The sequence below is a fragment of the Escherichia sp. S10b genome, assembly GCF_028421345.1.
Lineage (GTDB): Bacteria > Pseudomonadota > Gammaproteobacteria > Enterobacterales > Enterobacteriaceae > ECMA0423.
Window position 1 is genome coordinate 1 of record NZ_JAHZSO010000162.1, and the last position, 15900, is coordinate 15900.

Below are 15900 nucleotides of genomic sequence, written 5' to 3' on the forward strand. Positions count from 1 at the left end.
AACGGTGGGCTGACGCCGGAAGAGTCAGAGAACAGATACCATTTTTACTGTAAAACCGTGGCCAATATTACTTGACCACTACCAAGGCCCGATACGGCATGCGGACTGCAGGCAGAGAAAACTGGCCGATTTTCTCTGCACTGGAGGGATAATACAAGGCCTGATAAGCGTAGCGCATCAGGCAGATTTGCGTTTGTCATCAGTTTAATGCCCGGAGAGATCCGGGCATATTTCCGAATACGGTCTTTTTATACCGTAAACCCTAACATCATCCCCGTATCTTCATGCTCCAGCAGATGGCAGTGCGCCATATAAGCATGTTCTTTCGGTGCATCGTGATTAAACTTCACCAGCACTTCGCTGACATTACCTTCTACCTTAACGGTATCTTTCCAGCCCGCGCGATGAGCCGCTGGCGGTTTGCCATTTTCTGACAAGATACGGAACTGCGTGCCGTGGATATGGAACGGATGCAGCATCATGTCGCCCACGCCAGAGATAACCCAACGTTCGTATTGCCCTTTCGCCGCCGCAAACATCGGCTTGTTCATATCAAACGCCTGACCGTTGATTTTGTTGGCATGGTGGAAATCGAACTTCCCGCCGTGGTTCATATGATTCATATTGCCGTGCCCCATATGGCCCATCATCTGGCTGTGATCCATCCCGGCCATCGCCTGATCGCCATATTTCTCCATTAGCATCTGCATCCCCATCATATCGAGCATCGGGTCCATAGAGAGTTGCAGCTTGCGTACCGTCAGCCCTTCCAGCGAAGGTAACGCAGGCAGGCTACTTAATGTGTCTGGCAAAGCACCGGAGGCACTAATAGCAATCGGCTGAATCCGCATTACCGGATGAGGCTTATCAAACGGCGCAATCGCCATCCCCATCTGGCTGACCGGCAGCGTCACCAGGTCAAAGGGTTTGTTATCGTTAACCTCCACCAGCACTTCAAAACGCTCGCCCATCAGCACCGGCAGTTCGCTCACCTTCACTGGTTCAGGTAGCAGACCACCGTCGCTGGCAATCACATACAGCGGGCGATTGTCGCTGGTGGCGAAATTGAGCGAACGGGCATTACAGCCATTGAGCAAACGCAGGCGCAGCCAACCACGCGGGGCAGCGTGTTGCGGGTAGATTGCACCGTTGGTCAGCAACGTATCGCCAAACCAGCCCACGGCGGCGGTCATCACATCCAGTTGATAATCAATCTGCCCGTCGGCGCTAAATTTCTTATCCTGAACGATCACCGGAACATCATCGATACCCCACTGTTTTGGCAGCATTAATTTCAGGATCTCGTCATCTTCAATCACCACCAGCCCAGCCAGCCCCATCGCCACCTGTCGCCCGGTTTTGCCGTGCTGATGCGGATGGAACCAGCAGGTAGCGGCAGGTTGATCAACGTTCAACGTCACCGAGCGCTTGCCACCTGGCGGAATAATTCCCTGCGGGCCGCCGTCGACTTCACCCGGTACTTCCAGCCCGTGCCAGTGCAACGTTGTCTCTTCCGTCAGTTGGTTGTAGATATCAACCGTTACCGCTTTGCCGCGCTGTAATTTCACCGCCGGCCCCAGCAGATTGCCGTTATAGCCCCAGGTAGTTGCAGTTTTCCCGCCAAAGGTGGACTGGCCTGCGCCAATAGTTAACTGAATGCGATTACGGGCATCGGTCGTGAGCAAATCAGGGATCGGTAACGTTGGGCGTTCTGCCGCAAATACTGCGCGGCTCCACAGCGGCAAAGCCGAAGCCACACCCAGCGCGACGGAATATTTTAAGAAATCACGACGTTGCATAGTTATTTCCTTATTCTTAAGCAGGCGAAACAAAATCAAACGTTGAGCATAGTCCTTCCCCTTACGGGAAGGTCAAGCCGCAGACACAATTTAATCGACAATAATGGTCGTCGCCTCGCTCGCAGTGTGCTAACGTTTATCTTCTTTAAGCCCCTGGTAGAAGCAATGAAGACGTTTTTCAGAACAGTGTTATTCGGCAGCCTGATGGCCGTCTGCGCAAACAGTTACGCGCTCAGCGAGTCTGAAGCCGAAGATATGGCCGATTTAACGGCAGTTTTTGTCTTTCTGAAGAACGATTGTGGTTACCAGAACTTACCTAACGGGCAAATTCGTCGCGCACTGGTCTTTTTCGCTCAGCAAAACCAGTGGGACCTCAGTAATTACGACACCTTCGACATGAAAGCCCTCGGTGAAGACAGCTACCGCGATCTCAGCGGCATTGGCATTCCCGTCGCTAAAAAGTGCAAAGCCCTGGCCCGCGATTCCTTAAGCCTGCTTGCCTACGTCAAATAATCCCTGATACCTTTTTGTAGAAATATTGACCGTGCATCCGCGGTCAATGTTAGCTATTATGTTGCGCCCTTTTTTTACGGGTGTTAACAAAGGAGGTATCAACCCATGGCCGAAAAAAAACAGTGGCATGAAACGCTACACGACCAGTTTGGGCAGTACTTTGCGGTAGATAACGTTCTGTATCATGAAAAGACCGATCACCAAGATCTGATCATTTTTGAGAACGCTGCATTTGGTCGCGTAATGGCGCTGGATGGCGTAGTACAAACCACCGAGCGCGACGAGTTTATCTATCATGAGATGATGACCCATGTTCCGCTACTGGCCCACGGTCACGCGAAACATGTGCTGATTATCGGCGGCGGCGACGGTGCCATGCTGCGTGAAGTAACCCGACATAAAAACGTTGAGTCAATCACGATGGTGGAAATCGATGCGGGTGTCGTGTCGTTCTGCCGTCAGTATCTGCCCAACCATAACGCCGGTAGCTACGACGATCCGCGCTTTAAGCTGGTGATCGACGATGGCGTCAATTTCGTTAATCAAACCAGCCAGACCTTTGATGTCATTATCTCCGACTGCACCGATCCTATCGGTCCCGGCGAAAGCCTTTTCACTTCGGCATTTTATGAAGGCTGCAAACGTTGCCTGAATCCTGGCGGTATCTTCGTCGCACAAAACGGCGTCTGCTTTTTACAGCAGGAAGAAGCCATCGACAGCCATCGCAAACTCAGCCATTACTTCAGCGACGTTGGCTTTTATCAGGCGGCGATCCCGACCTATTACGGCGGTATCATGACTTTTGCATGGGCGACAGATAACGACGCCTTACGCCATCTCTCAACCGAAATTATTCAGGCGCGTTTTCTCGCCTCTGGCCTGAAATGCCGTTATTACAATCCGGCAATCCATACGGCAGCTTTTGCCTTACCTCAGTATCTGCAAGACGCACTGGCTTCACAGCCGTCCTAAGGAGAAGATAAGAAATTGAAAAAACTGAAACTGCATGGCTTTAATAATCTGACCAAAAGTCTGAGTTTTTGTATTTACGATATCTGCTACGCCAAAACTGCCGAAGAGCGCGACGGTTATATTGCTTATATCGATGAACTCTATAATGCCAACCGTCTGACCGAAATCCTGTCAGAAACCTGTTCCATTATCGGGGCCAATATTCTTAACATCGCCCGCCAGGATTACGAACCACAGGGTGCCAGCGTCACTATTCTGGTGAGTGAAGAACCGGTTGACCCGAAACTCATCGACAAAACAGAACACCCCGGCCCACTGCCAGAAACGGTCGTTGCCCATCTCGATAAAAGTCATATTTGCGTACATACCTACCCGGAAAGTCATCCTGAAGGCGGTTTATGTACCTTCCGCGCCGATATTGAAGTCTCTACCTGCGGCGTGATTTCTCCGCTGAAGGCGCTGAATTACCTGATCCACCAGCTTGAGTCCGATATCGTAACCATTGATTATCGCGTGCGCGGTTTTACCCGCGACATTAACGGTATGAAGCACTTTATCGACCATGAGATTAATTCGATTCAGAACTTTATGTCTGACGATATGAAGGCGCTGTATGACATGGTGGATGTGAACGTCTATCAGGAAAATATCTTCCATACCAAGATGTTGCTTAAAGAGTTCGACCTTAAGCACTACATGTTCCACACCAAACCGGAAGATTTAACCGACAGCGAGCGCCAGGAAATTACCGCTGCGCTGTGGAAAGAAATGCGCGAGATTTATTACGGGCGCAATATGCCAGCTGTTTAACGGCTCTGGCGGAGCTCCCAGGCTCCGCCAGATTTATTTACTTCTGCTGCACGAAATTGCGGTAAGCCGCCACGACCTGCAGAAAATCCTCAACGCCGCATAGCGACAGGCTTTCTTCGTCGTAGTAGTTCATCCCCTCTTCCATTTCATCGCCAGCGAATTCCAGTTGATTGGCGCGAACCATCACCTCTTCACCGTCCATCCACAGGGTGTATTCATGCCCTGCCCGTTGCCAGGACCGTTCGCTACCTTTCAGTGCGTGCGCTGCTTGTTCCACTTCATCAAGCAAGGCCAGGTTTTCTTTCACCTCTTCATTAAACCAGTGCCCGACCACTTCATGCCCCATGGACATACGCACCTTTACCACTCCGGTAATATCGCGCAGAAATTCGTAATCCATAGTGTGTTCCTCTGCTCCCGGCAATGCGCCGAAATCGCATCGCGCCATTGATGTAATTATCGCAGCCTTACCGGAGAAAAACAGCGGAACGGCGATGGTTTAGAAATAAAAAATGCCCGGGAATCTCATTCACCGGGCATTGTGTCGTTTATGCGCAGCGCGTGCGCTTACTTATTACACCGCAGTCTGGAAAATCACCCCATCGGCTTTTTCGGTGTACTGAGAAAGCTGGTTGAAGTTCAGATAACGATAAGTATCAACGGCAGTTTTATCTACTTGCGCAACGTAGGTCTGGTACTCTTCCGGCGTCGGCAGTTTGCCAATCAGCGCCGCAACAGCCGCCAGTTCTGCAGAAGCCAGGAAGACATTCGCGCCAGTCCCCAGACGGTTCGGGAAGTTACGGGTAGAGGTGGAAACCACCGTCGCACCGTCTGCTACACGCGCCTGGTTACCCATACACAGAGAACAGCCCGGGATCTCGATACGAGCCCCGCTCTTACCGAAGACGCTGTAGTAGCCTTCTTCAGTCAACTGTGCGGCGTCCATACGGGTTGGCGGTGCCACCCACAGGCGGGTCGGCAACTGGCCTTTATGCGCATCCAGCAGTTTACCCGCAGCACGGAAGTGACCGATGTTAGTCATGCAAGAACCGATAAATACTTCGTCGATCTTCTCGCCCTGTACCGCAGACAGCGGACGCGCGTCATCCGGGTCGTTCGGAGCACACAGGATTGGCTCTTTAATATCCGCCAGATCGATGTCAATCACTGCCGCGTATTCCGCATCTGCATCGGCTTCCAGCAGCTCAGGATTCGCCAGCCATTTTTCCATGCCCTGAATACGACGTTCGAGGGTACGACGATCGCCATAACCTTCCGCGATCATCCACTTCAGCAGGACGATGTTAGAGTTCAGGTATTCGATGATCGGTTCTTTGTTCAGCTTGATAGTACAACCAGCGGCAGAACGCTCAGCGGACGCATCGGTCAGTTCAAATGCCTGCTCAACTTTCAGATCCGGCAGACCTTCAATTTCCAGAATGCGACCAGAGAAGATGTTTTTCTTGCCTTTCTTCTCAACGGTCAGCAGACCTTGTTTGATCGCATACAGCGGGATCGCGTGTACCAGATCGCGCAGGGTGATGCCCGGCTGCATTTTGCCTTTGAAGCGCACCAGAACGGATTCCGGCATATCCAGCGGCATTACGCCTGTTGCGGCTGCAAATGCCACCAGACCAGAACCCGCCGGGAAAGAGATACCGATCGGGAAACGGGTATGGGAGTCACCTCCGGTACCGACGGTATCCGGCAGCAGCATACGGTTCAGCCAGGAGTGGATTACGCCGTCACCCGGACGCAGCGACACACCGCCACGGTTCATAATGAAGTCCGGCAGCGTGTGGTGCGTGTTCACGTCAACTGGCTTCGGATACGCCGCGGTGTGGCAGAAAGACTGCATCACCAGGTCAGCCGAGAAGCCCAGGCACGCCAGGTCTTTCAGTTCATCACGGGTCATCGGGCCGGTGGTGTCCTGAGAGCCTACAGAAGTCATTTTCGGTTCGCAGTACGCGCCCGGACGAATGCCTTTCACGCCACAGGCACGGCCTACCATTTTCTGCGCCAGCGAGAAGCCGCGATCGCTCTCAGCGACATCTTTCGCCTGACGGAACACATCACTGTGCGGCAGACCAAGTGCTTCACGCGCTTTGGTGGTCAGGCCACGCCCGATAATCAGCGGGATACGGCCGCCAGCACGCACTTCATCAATCAGCACGTCGGTTTTCAGTTCGAAGGTCGCCAGCAGTTCGCCTGTTTCGTGGTTACGCACTTCACCTTTGTACGGGTAAACGTCAATCACGTCGCCCATGTTCAGGTTAGAGACGTCGACTTCGATTGGCAGTGCACCCGCGTCTTCCATCGTGTTAAAGAAGATGGGTGCAATTTTACCGCCGAGGCACAAACCACCGCCGCGTTTGTTCGGCACATGTGGAATATCATCGCCCATAAACCACAGAACGGAGTTCGTGGCGGATTTACGCGATGAACCCGTACCCACAACGTCACCGACGTACGCCAGCGGGAAACCTTTCTGTTGCAGAGCTTCAATCTGTTTGATCGGGCCAACAACACCTGGCTGGTCTGGCTCAATACCTTCACGGGCGTTTTTCAGCATCGCCAGCGCGTGCAGTGGGATATCCGGGCGCGACCACGCATCCGGTGCCGGAGAAAGGTCATCGGTGTTGGTTTCGCCAGTGACTTTGAAGACGGTAACGGTCAGTTTTTCAGCCAGCGCCGGGCGATTCAGGAACCATTCGGCATCCGCCCAGGACTGCATTACCTGCTTCGCATATTCGTTGCCTGCTTTCGCTTTCTCTTCTACGTCATAGAAGTTATCGAACATCAGCAGTGTGTGAGAAAGTGCTTTGGCAGCGATCGGTGCCAGTTTGGCATCATCCAGCGCGTCGATCAGCGGATGAATGTTGTAACCACCCTGCATGGTGCCCAGCAGTTCGATGGCTTTTTCCGGAGTCAGCAGAGGGGATTTGGCTTCGCCTTTCGCGATAGCAGCCAGGAAGCCTGCTTTGACATAGGCGGCTTCATCGACGCCAGGGGGAACACGGTTGGTTAACAGATCTAACAGGAATTCTTCTTCGCCCGCGGGCGGGTTTTTCAGCAGCTCTACAAGTGCGGCCATTTGGTTTGCATCCAGGGGTTTGGGCGCAATCCCCTCAGCGGCACGCTCAGCTACGTGCTTACGGTATTCTTCTAGCACGACGGTTCTCCTCGCTCTCATTGTCATAGTGCGGCAGGCGATTCTCTTCACGCTCCTGTGAGACAGCAGTTTGTAGGGTAAATGCCCAGTACCGCAACGGGCAGAATAGCAGGATTTTGACGATGTGTTAATCTGTTTACAAAAAAGCAACATAAAAAAGTGGCTGAATCGTTAAGGATGGTCTAGAGATTGTTTCCCTCCGTAAAAACTTCGTTAATTCGCATGGTGATAATCACCTTTCTCAACGAATCCCAAGATTAGTCAAAATTTAAACTACCGCCTCTTTATACTCGGATTCACAGCACCTGCGGGTGGCAGTTCGCCGACCATTGCGATTTCCTTGAGATCCGAATTATGAAAATGACTTTGCCGTTTAAACCCCATGTGCTGGCGCTAATTTGCAGTGCCGGGCTTTGTGCCGCCTCTACCGGGCTATATATAAAAAGCCGCACAGTGGAAGCGCCTGTGGAACCGCAATCGACACAACAGACTGCGCCTGACATCACCGCAGTTACGCTTCCTGCAACGGTTTCCGCACCGCCCGTAACGCCCGCCGTCGTCAAATCCGCATTCAGCACTGCACAAATCGATCAATGGGTTGCGCCTGTCGCGCTGTACCCCGATTCTCTGCTTTCACAAGTGTTAATGGCATCAACCTATCCGGCAAACGTTGCTCAAGCAGTGCAATGGTCGCACGATAATCCACTTAAACAAGGCGATGCTGCTATTCAGGCAGTATCTGACCAGCCGTGGGACGCCAGCGTTAAATCACTGGTGGCCTTTCCACAATTGATGGCATTGATGGGCGAAAACCCGCAATGGGTGCAAAACCTGGGCGATGCTTTTCTGGCGCAGCCGCAGGACGTGATGGACTCGGTACAGCGATTGCGGCAACTGGCGCAACAAACCGGCTCGCTGAAGTCATCAACCGAACAGAAAGTTATTACCACAACGAAGAAAGCTGTACCGGTAACACAGACAGTCACGGCTCCCGCCATACCATCCAATACCGTTTCAACTGCCAGCCCCATCATTACAGAGCCTGCAACAACCGTCATTTCCATTGAGCCCGCCAATCCTGATGTGGTCTATATTCCCAACTACAACCCAACCGTGGTTTACGGGAACTGGGCCAATACTGCGTATCCGCCGGTTTATCTGCCACCACCAGCCGGAGAACCGTTTATTGACAGCTTTGTGCGCGGATTCGGCTATAGCATGGGTGTTGCTACCACGTACGCACTATTCAGCAGCATCGACTGGGACGACGACGATCATGACCATCATCATCATGACGATGATGATTATCATCACCACGATGGCGGTCATCGTGACGGTAATGGCTGGCAACACAACGGCGACAACATCAATATCGACGTCAACAATTTCAACCGTATCACCGGTGAGCATCTTACTGATAAGAATATGGCATGGCGGCACAATCCAAACTACCGTAATGGTGTGCCCTATCATGATCAGGATATGGCAAAGCGGTTTCATCAAACCGATGTCAACGGCGGAATGAGTGCCACGCAGCTACCTGCTCCAACACGCGACAGCCAGCGTCAGGCGGCAGCAAGTCAGTTTCAGCAACGAACACACGCCGCCCCCGTCATTACACGAGATACCCAACGTCAGGCAGCGGCACAGCGGTTTAATGAAGCTGAACACTATGGGAGCTATGACGACTTCCGCGACTTCAGCCGTCGCCAACCCCTGACCCAGCAACAAAAGGACGCCGCTCGTCAGCGTTATCAGTCCGCCTCGCCTGAGCAGCGCCAGGCGGTTCGCGAGAAAATGCAGACTAACCCACAGAACCAGCAGCGAAGAGAGGCAGCGCGTGAGCGTATTCAGTCTGCAACTCCCGAACAGCGCCAGGTATTTAAGGAAAAAGTACAGCAGCGCCCACTGAACCAACAGCAACGTGATAACGCCCGCCAGCGTATACAATCGGCATCACCTGAACAACGTCAGGTTTTTCGGGAAAAAGTTCAGGAGAGCCGCCCACAACGTCTAAACGACAGTAACCATACTGTCAGGCTGAATAACGAGCAACGGTCAGCAGTACGCGAACGTCTCTCTGAGCGCGGAGCAAGGCGACAGGAAAGGTAAATTGCAGACGTAAAAAAAGCGGCGTGGTTAGCCGCTTTTTTAATTGCCGGATGTTCCGGCAAACGAACAATTACTTCTTCTTCGCTTTCGGGTTCGGCAGGTCGGTAATGCTACCTTCGAACACTTCTGCCGCCAGGCCCACAGACTCGTGCAGAGTCGGGTGCGCGTGGATGGTCAGTGCGATGTCTTCAGCATCACAACCCATTTCGATTGCCAGGCCGATTTCACCCAGCAGCTCGCCGCCGTTGGTACCGACAATCGCACCACCGATCACACGGTGAGATTCTTTGTCGAAAATCAGCTTGGTCATACCGTCTGCGCAGTCGGAAGCGATAGCACGACCAGAAGCAGCCCACGGGAAGGTGGCGGTTTCATAGCTGATGCCTTTCTCTTTCGCTTCTTTCTCAGTCAGACCTACCCATGCAACTTCTGGTTCGGTATAGGCGATGGACGGGATAACTTTCGGATCGAAGTAGTGTTTCTTACCGGCGATAACTTCAGCGGCAACGTGACCTTCGTGAACACCTTTGTGTGCCAGCATCGGCTGACCGACGATATCGCCGATAGCAAAGATGTGCGGTACGTTGGTACGCAGCTGTTTGTCAACGCGGATGAAACCACGGTCGTCCACTTCCACGCCAGCTTTGCCTGCGTCGAGGTTTTTACCGTTCGGCACACGACCAATCGCTACCAGCACGGCGTCGTAACGCTGCGGTTCAGCGGGTGCTTTTTTGCCTTCCATCGTCACATAAATACCGTCTTCTTTCGCTTCAACGGCGGTAACTTTGGTTTCCAGCATCAGGTTGAATTTCTTGCTGATACGCTTGGTGAAGACTTTAACGATGTCTTTGTCAGCTGCCGGGATAACCTGGTCGAACATTTCAACCACGTCAATCTGTGAACCCAGCGCGTGGTATACGGTGCCCATTTCCAGACCGATGATACCGCCACCCATTACCAGCAGGCGTTCTGGTACTTCTTTCAGTTCCAGCGCGTCAGTGGAGTCCCAGATACGCGGATCTTCATGCGGAATAAACGGCAGTTGGATCGGGCGAGAACCCGCTGCAATGATCGCGTTGTCGAAGTTGATCACGGTTTTACCGTTCTCACCTTCAACTTCCAGGGTGTTAGCCCCGGTAAATTTACCCAGACCGTTGACCACTTTGACTTTGCGGCCTTTCGCCATACCAGCCAGACCACCGGTCAGCTGATTGATCACTTTCTCTTTCCAGGTACGAATCTTGTCAATATCGGTTTTCGGTTCGCCGAAGACGATACCGTGTTCAGCCAGCGCTTTGGCTTCTTCGATAACTTTTGCTACGTGCAGCAGTGCTTTAGAAGGGATACAGCCGACGTTCAGGCAAACACCGCCAAGGGTGTTGTAACGTTCTACGATTACGGTTTCCAGACCTAAATCAGCGCAACGGAAGGCAGCGGAGTAACCTGCGGGGCCTGCCCCAAGTACCACGACCTGAGTTTTGATTTCAGTACTCATCATGACCTCTATATATTTATCTCCGGCGGTCATACCCGTCGTCTTTCAGGCCGCAGCGGCGTTAGCTTCACGCCCTCACCCCAGTCACTTACTTATGTAAGCTCCTGGGGATTCTGGCGCTTGCTACCTTGCTGCACCCAGAAATCCATAGGGTATGTGAAGTAATACCCTAACCACCACCGGGTCGTTCTATCCGTCGGTATTTTACAAAATTGTTAACAATTTTTAAACAACAAACGGCAACCGATTTGTCTATTCGCTAATAACCTCAATACATTCATGAGATTACCAGAAAAAAGCCGGCCGTTGGGCCGGCTCTTTTACTTACATCACCAGACGGCGAATGTCAGACAGCGTGTTGTTAATGATGGTAATGAAACGGGCACCATCAGCACCGTCGATCACGCGGTGGTCGAAGGAGAGAGAAATCGGCAGCATCAGACGCGGCACGAACTCTTTACCATTCCACACCGGCTCCATCGCGGACTTGGAAACGCCGAGGATAGCCACTTCCGGCGCGTTCACAATCGGCGCGAAGTGGGTAGTACCCAGGCCGCCGATGCTGGAGATGGTGAAGCAACCGCCCTGCATTTCGCCCGCAGTCAGCTTACCGTCACGCGCTTTCTTAGAAATAGTCATCAGCTCGCGAGACAGCTCGATGATGCCTTTCTTGTTGACGTCTTTGAATACCGGAACAACCAGACCGTTCGGGGTATCCACCGCCACACCGATGTTGATGTATTTCTTCAGGGTCAGACGCTGACCGTCTTCCGACAACGAACTGTTGAAGCGAGGCATCTGCTCAAGAGCTGCAGCAACGGCTTTCATGATGAAGACAACCGGGGTGATCTTCACATCCAGCTTACGTTTCGCCGCTTCTTCGTTCTGCTGTTTACGGAACGCTTCCAGCTCGGTGATATCGGTTTTGTCGAAGTGAGTAACATGCGGGATCATCACCCAGTTACGGCTCAGGTTCGCACCAGAAATTTTCTGGATACGGCCCAGTTCCACTTCTTCGATTTCACCAAACTTGCTGAAGTCCACCTTCGGCCACGGCAGCATGCCTGGGATACCGCCGCCAGTCGCCGCCGGAGCTGCTTCTGCACGTTTGATAGCTTCTTTCACGTAAGCCTGAACGTCTTCGCGCAGGATACGACCTTTACGGCCAGTGCCCTTCACTTTCGCCAGGTTAACGCCAAACTCGCGTGCCAGACGGCGGATCAGCGGAGTCGCGTGAACGTAAGCGTCGTTTTCTGCAAATTCAGATTTGCCTTCCGCTTTCGCAGCCGGTGCTGCTGCCGGAGCTTCAGCTTTTGCTGCCGGAGCCGGCGCTGCCGCTTCCTGTTTCGCAGGAGCTGCCGCAGGCGCTGCGCCTTCAACTTCGAAGATCATAATCAGCGAGCCAGTTTTCACTTTATCGCCAACGTTGACTTTCAGTTCCTTCACGACGCCTGCAAACGGAGCCGGAACTTCCATAGAAGCTTTGTCGCCTTCTACGGTAATCAGTGACTGTTCAGCGGCAACTTTGTCGCCCACTTTCACCATCACTTCGGTCACTTCAACTTCGTCACCGCCGATATCCGGAACGTTAACTTCTTTCACGCCAGCCGCTGGTGCAGGGGCCGCTGCCGGAGCCGCTTCCTGTTTAGCCGCCGGAGCTGCCGCGCCTGCTTCACCCGCGACTTCGAAGACCATAATCAGCGAGCCGGTAGACACTTTGTCACCCACGTTCACTTTGATCTCTTTCACGGTGCCAGCAAACGGAGCCGGAACTTCCATAGACGCTTTATCGCCTTCTACGGTGATCAGCGACTGTTCAGCTTCAACTTTATCGCCAACTTTCACCAGGATTTCGGTCACTTCAACTTCGTCGCTGCCGATATCCGGAACGTTAACGTCTTTTGCCGCTGCAGCCGCTGGTGCTGCTGCCGGAGCTGCTTCTTTCTTCTCTTCTGCCTGAGCAGGTGCAGCGTCTGCTGCACCGTCGGCGGAATCGAAAATCATAATCAGTGCGCCGGTCTGGGTTTTATCGCCAACAGAGACTTTGATCTCTTTAACGATACCCGCCTGCGGAGACGGAACTTCCATAGAGGCTTTGTCGCCTTCTACGGTGATCAGCGACTGTTCGGCTTCAACTTTGTCGCCCACTTTGACCAGGATCTCGGTGATTTCAACTTCATCAGCCCCGATGTCCGGTACTTTGATTTCGATAGCCATTATTCTTTTACCTCTTACGCCAGACGCGGGTTAACTTTATCTGCATCGATGTTGAATTTGGCGATTGCGTCAGCAACCACTTTCTTATCGATTTCGCCACGTTTAGCCAGTTCGCCCAGCGCCGCTACAACCACGTAGGAAGCATCAACTTCGAAGTGGTGACGCAGGTTCTCACGGCTGTCGGAACGACCGAAGCCATCAGTACCCAGTACGCGGTAGTCGTCAGCCGGTACGTAAGTACGGACCTGCTCAGCGAACAGTTTCATATAGTCGGTAGATGCCACTGCCGGAGCGTCGTTCATCACCTGAGCGATATACGGAACGCGCGGAGTTTCCAGCGGGTGCAGCATGTTCCAGCGTTCACAATCCTGACCATCTCGCGCCAGTTCGGTGAAGGAGGTCACGCTATAAACGTCAGAACCTACGCCGTAATCTTTCGCCAGGATCTCTGCCGCTTCACGGACGTGACGCAGGATGGAACCGGAGCCCAGCAGCTGAACTTTACCTTTGCTACCTTCAATGGTTTCGAGTTTGTAGATACCTTTACGGATACCTTCCTCAGCACCTTCCGGCATTGCCGGCATGTGGTAGTTTTCGTTCAGCGTAGTGATGTAGTAGTAAACGTTCTCTTGTTTTTCACCGTACATACGCTCCAGACCGTCATGCATAATGACAGCAACTTCGTAAGCGTAAGCCGGGTCGTAAGAGATACAGTTCGGGATAGTCAGCGACTGAATGTGGCTGTGACCATCTTCGTGCTGCAGACCTTCACCGTTCAGGGTGGTACGACCGGAAGTACCGCCGATCAGGAAGCCACGCGCTTGCTGGTCGCCAGCCGCCCAGCACAGATCGCCGATACGCTGGAAGCCGAACATCGAGTAATAGATGTAGAACGGAATCATCGGCAGATTGTTGGTGCTGTAAGAGGTCGCCGCTGCCAGCCAGGAACAACCTGCGCCCAACTCGTTGATCCCTTCCTGCAGAATCTGACCTTTCTCGTCTTCTTTATAGTAAGCAACCTGCTCGCGGTCCTGCGGGGTGTACTGCTGACCGTTCGGGCTGTAAATACCAATCTGACGGAACAGACCTTCCATACCGAAAGTACGCGCTTCGTCGGCGATGATCGGTACCAGACGATCTTTGATCGACTTGTTCTTCAGCATTACGTTCAGGGCACGAACGAAAGCGATAGTGGTAGAGATCTCTTTGCTCTGCTCTTCCAGCAGCGCGCCGAAGTCTTGCAGGCTCGGCAGCTCAAGCTTCTCGGTGAAGTTCGGCTGACGGCTTGGCAGATAACCGTGCAGTTTCTGACGCTGTGCGTGCAGATAGGTATGCTCTTCAGAACCTTCCGGGAAGGTGATGTACGGCAGTTTTTCGATATCTGCATCAGACACCGGCACATTGAAACGGTCGCGGATGTGACGCACGCCGTCCATGTTCATTTTCTTAACCTGGTGCGCGATGTTTTTACCTTCAGCCGCGTCGCCCATGCCGTAACCTTTAATGGTATGAGCAAGGATTACTGTCGCTTTGCCTTTGGTTTCCTGCGCTTTCTTGAATGCAGCGTAGATTTTCTTCGGATCGTGACCACCACGGTTCAGTGCCCAGATCTGCTCGTCAGTCCAGTCTGCAACCAGTGCTGCGGTTTCAGGATATTTACCGAAGAAGTGTTCACGAACGTACGCACCATCTTTCGATTTGAAGGTCTGGTAGTCGCCGTCAACGGTTTCGTTCATCAGCTGGATCAGTTTACCGCTGGTATCTTTACGCAGCAGTTCATCCCAACGGCTACCCCACATCACTTTGATCACGTTCCAGCCAGCACCTTCGAAGATGCCTTCCAGTTCGTTGATGATCTTGCCGTTACCGGTGACCGGGCCGTCAAGACGCTGCAGGTTACAGTTGATAACGAAGACCAGGTTATCCAGTTTTTCACGGGTAGCGATGGTGATCGCACCTTTGGATTCCGGTTCGTCCATTTCACCGTCGCCGAGGAACGCGTAAACGGTCTGTTTAGAGGTATCTTTCAGGCCACGGTGTTCCAGATATTTCAGGAATTTAGCCTGGTAAATAGCACCAATCGGCCCCAGACCCATAGATACGGTCGGGAACTGCCAGAATTCCGGCATCAGTTTCGGGTGCGGATAGGAAGAGAGGCCATTGCCGTGAACTTCCTGACGGAAGTTATCCAGCTGCTCCTGAGTCAGACGACCTTCCAGGAAAGCACGAGCGTACACGCCCGGGGAGATGTGGCCCTGGAAGTAAACCAGGTCGCCGCCATCCTGCTCGTTGCGTGCACGGAAGAAGTGGTTAAAGCACACATCATAAATGGTTGCGGAAGACTGGAAGGACGCCATATGGCCGCCCAGTTCGAGGTCTTTTTTCGACGCACGCAGCACCGTCATGATGGCGTTCCAGCGGATAGCTGAACGAATACGGCGTTCCAGTTCCAGATTACCCGGATACTCCGGTTGTTCTTCAACGGGGATGGTGTTGATGTAGTTGCTGATACCTGTGCCTGCGGCTACGTTTACACCGCCTTTGCGGGCTTCAGCAAGCAGTTGGTCGATCAGATACTGAGCACGCTCAACACCTTCTTCACGGATGACCGATTCGATCGCCTGGAGCCAGTCGCGAGTTTCGATCGGATCCACGTCATTTGGGAAACGTTCTGACATGGGTTATTCCTTATCTATCTAATAACGTTGAGTTTTCTGGAACCTGTCCCATTGAACTCTCGCCGGAAAGCTCAATAAGACAGGTTCTACGTTTAGTTGCCGCGCTTTTATATGCGCTTGATTTACAACATC

At 52.7% G+C, this 15900-nt stretch carries 10 protein-coding genes; 4 read left to right on the forward strand and 6 right to left on the reverse strand.

The genetic code is table 11. From position 1 onward, the window contains the following. Positions 1-248: 248 nt before the first annotated feature. Positions 249-1799, reverse strand: coding sequence for a multicopper oxidase CueO (gene cueO, locus FTE26_RS11945; protein ID WP_001189647.1), 1551 nt, complete (start codon positions 1797-1799; stop codon positions 249-251). Between the two features lie 165 nt (positions 1800-1964). On the opposite strand from cueO, the gene FTE26_RS11950 reads away from it, so the two are divergent. From FTE26_RS11950 to speD, 3 genes are all read left to right on the forward strand, one after another. After that, entirely contained in the window at positions 1965-2312 is a 348-nt protein-coding gene (locus tag FTE26_RS11950; protein ID WP_001295568.1) for a YacC family pilotin-like protein, read from the forward strand. 105 nt (positions 2313-2417) lie between these two features. Continuing rightward, positions 2418-3284: a polyamine aminopropyltransferase gene (gene speE / locus FTE26_RS11955; RefSeq protein WP_000818411.1), complete on the forward strand. Its 867-nt coding sequence runs from the start codon at positions 2418-2420 to the stop codon at positions 3282-3284. A gap of 15 nt (positions 3285-3299) precedes the next feature. Continuing rightward, positions 3300-4094: an adenosylmethionine decarboxylase gene (gene speD, locus FTE26_RS11960; protein ID WP_000734287.1), complete on the forward strand. Its 795-nt coding sequence runs from the start codon at positions 3300-3302 to the stop codon at positions 4092-4094. 37 nt (positions 4095-4131) lie between these two features. Here speD and yacL read toward each other — a convergent pair whose 3' ends face one another. After that, positions 4132-4494: a protein YacL gene (gene yacL, locus FTE26_RS11965; protein WP_000384306.1), complete on the reverse strand. Its 363-nt coding sequence runs from the start codon at positions 4492-4494 to the stop codon at positions 4132-4134. A gap of 174 nt (positions 4495-4668) precedes the next feature. Next, a complete protein-coding gene (gene acnB, locus FTE26_RS11970; RefSeq protein WP_001307570.1) occupies positions 4669-7266 on the reverse strand; it encodes a bifunctional aconitate hydratase 2/2-methylisocitrate dehydratase in 2598 nt (865 codons plus the stop codon). A 354-nt stretch (positions 7267-7620) separates the two neighbouring features. On the opposite strand from acnB, the gene FTE26_RS11975 reads away from it, so the two are divergent. Further along, on the forward strand, positions 7621-9378 hold the full coding sequence (locus FTE26_RS11975) for a DUF3300 domain-containing protein (protein ID WP_000784498.1): 1758 nt from the start codon (positions 7621-7623) through the stop codon (positions 9376-9378). A 70-nt stretch (positions 9379-9448) separates the two neighbouring features. On the opposite strand, the gene lpdA is transcribed toward FTE26_RS11975, so the two are convergent. The 3 genes from lpdA to aceE form a co-directional block, all read right to left on the reverse strand. Continuing rightward, a complete protein-coding gene (gene lpdA, locus FTE26_RS11980) occupies positions 9449-10873 on the reverse strand; it encodes a dihydrolipoyl dehydrogenase (protein WP_000102485.1) in 1425 nt (474 codons plus the stop codon). A gap of 324 nt (positions 10874-11197) precedes the next feature. Continuing rightward, on the reverse strand, positions 11198-13090 hold the full coding sequence (gene aceF, locus FTE26_RS11985) for a pyruvate dehydrogenase complex dihydrolipoyllysine-residue acetyltransferase (protein WP_000963518.1): 1893 nt from the start codon (positions 13088-13090) through the stop codon (positions 11198-11200). Positions 13091-13104: 14 nt separating this feature from the next. Continuing rightward, positions 13105-15768 carry a pyruvate dehydrogenase (acetyl-transferring), homodimeric type gene (gene aceE, locus FTE26_RS11990; protein WP_000003820.1) on the reverse strand — a complete coding sequence of 888 codons (2664 nt, stop codon included), beginning with the start codon at positions 15766-15768 and terminating at the stop codon, positions 13105-13107. Positions 15769-15900: the final 132 nt, after the last annotated feature.

Bases quoted from the DNA above. Each gene is read 5' to 3' on its own strand.
- cueO (WP_001189647.1), bottom strand. From the start codon at position 1,799: ATGCAACGTCGTGATTTCTTAAAATATTCCGTCGCGCTGGGTGTGGCT.
- FTE26_RS11950 (WP_001295568.1), top strand. From the start codon at position 1,965: ATGAAGACGTTTTTCAGAACAGTGTTATTCGGCAGCCTGATGGCCGTC.
- speE (WP_000818411.1), top strand. From the start codon at position 2,418: ATGGCCGAAAAAAAACAGTGGCATGAAACGCTACACGACCAGTTTGGG.
- yacL (WP_000384306.1), bottom strand. From the start codon at position 4,494: ATGGATTACGAATTTCTGCGCGATATTACCGGAGTGGTAAAGGTGCGT.
- FTE26_RS11975 (WP_000784498.1), top strand. From the start codon at position 7,621: ATGAAAATGACTTTGCCGTTTAAACCCCATGTGCTGGCGCTAATTTGC.
- lpdA (WP_000102485.1), bottom strand. From the start codon at position 10,873: ATGAGTACTGAAATCAAAACTCAGGTCGTGGTACTTGGGGCAGGCCCC.
- aceF (WP_000963518.1), bottom strand. From the start codon at position 13,090: ATGGCTATCGAAATCAAAGTACCGGACATCGGGGCTGATGAAGTTGAA.
- aceE (WP_000003820.1), bottom strand. From the start codon at position 15,768: ATGTCAGAACGTTTCCCAAATGACGTGGATCCGATCGAAACTCGCGAC.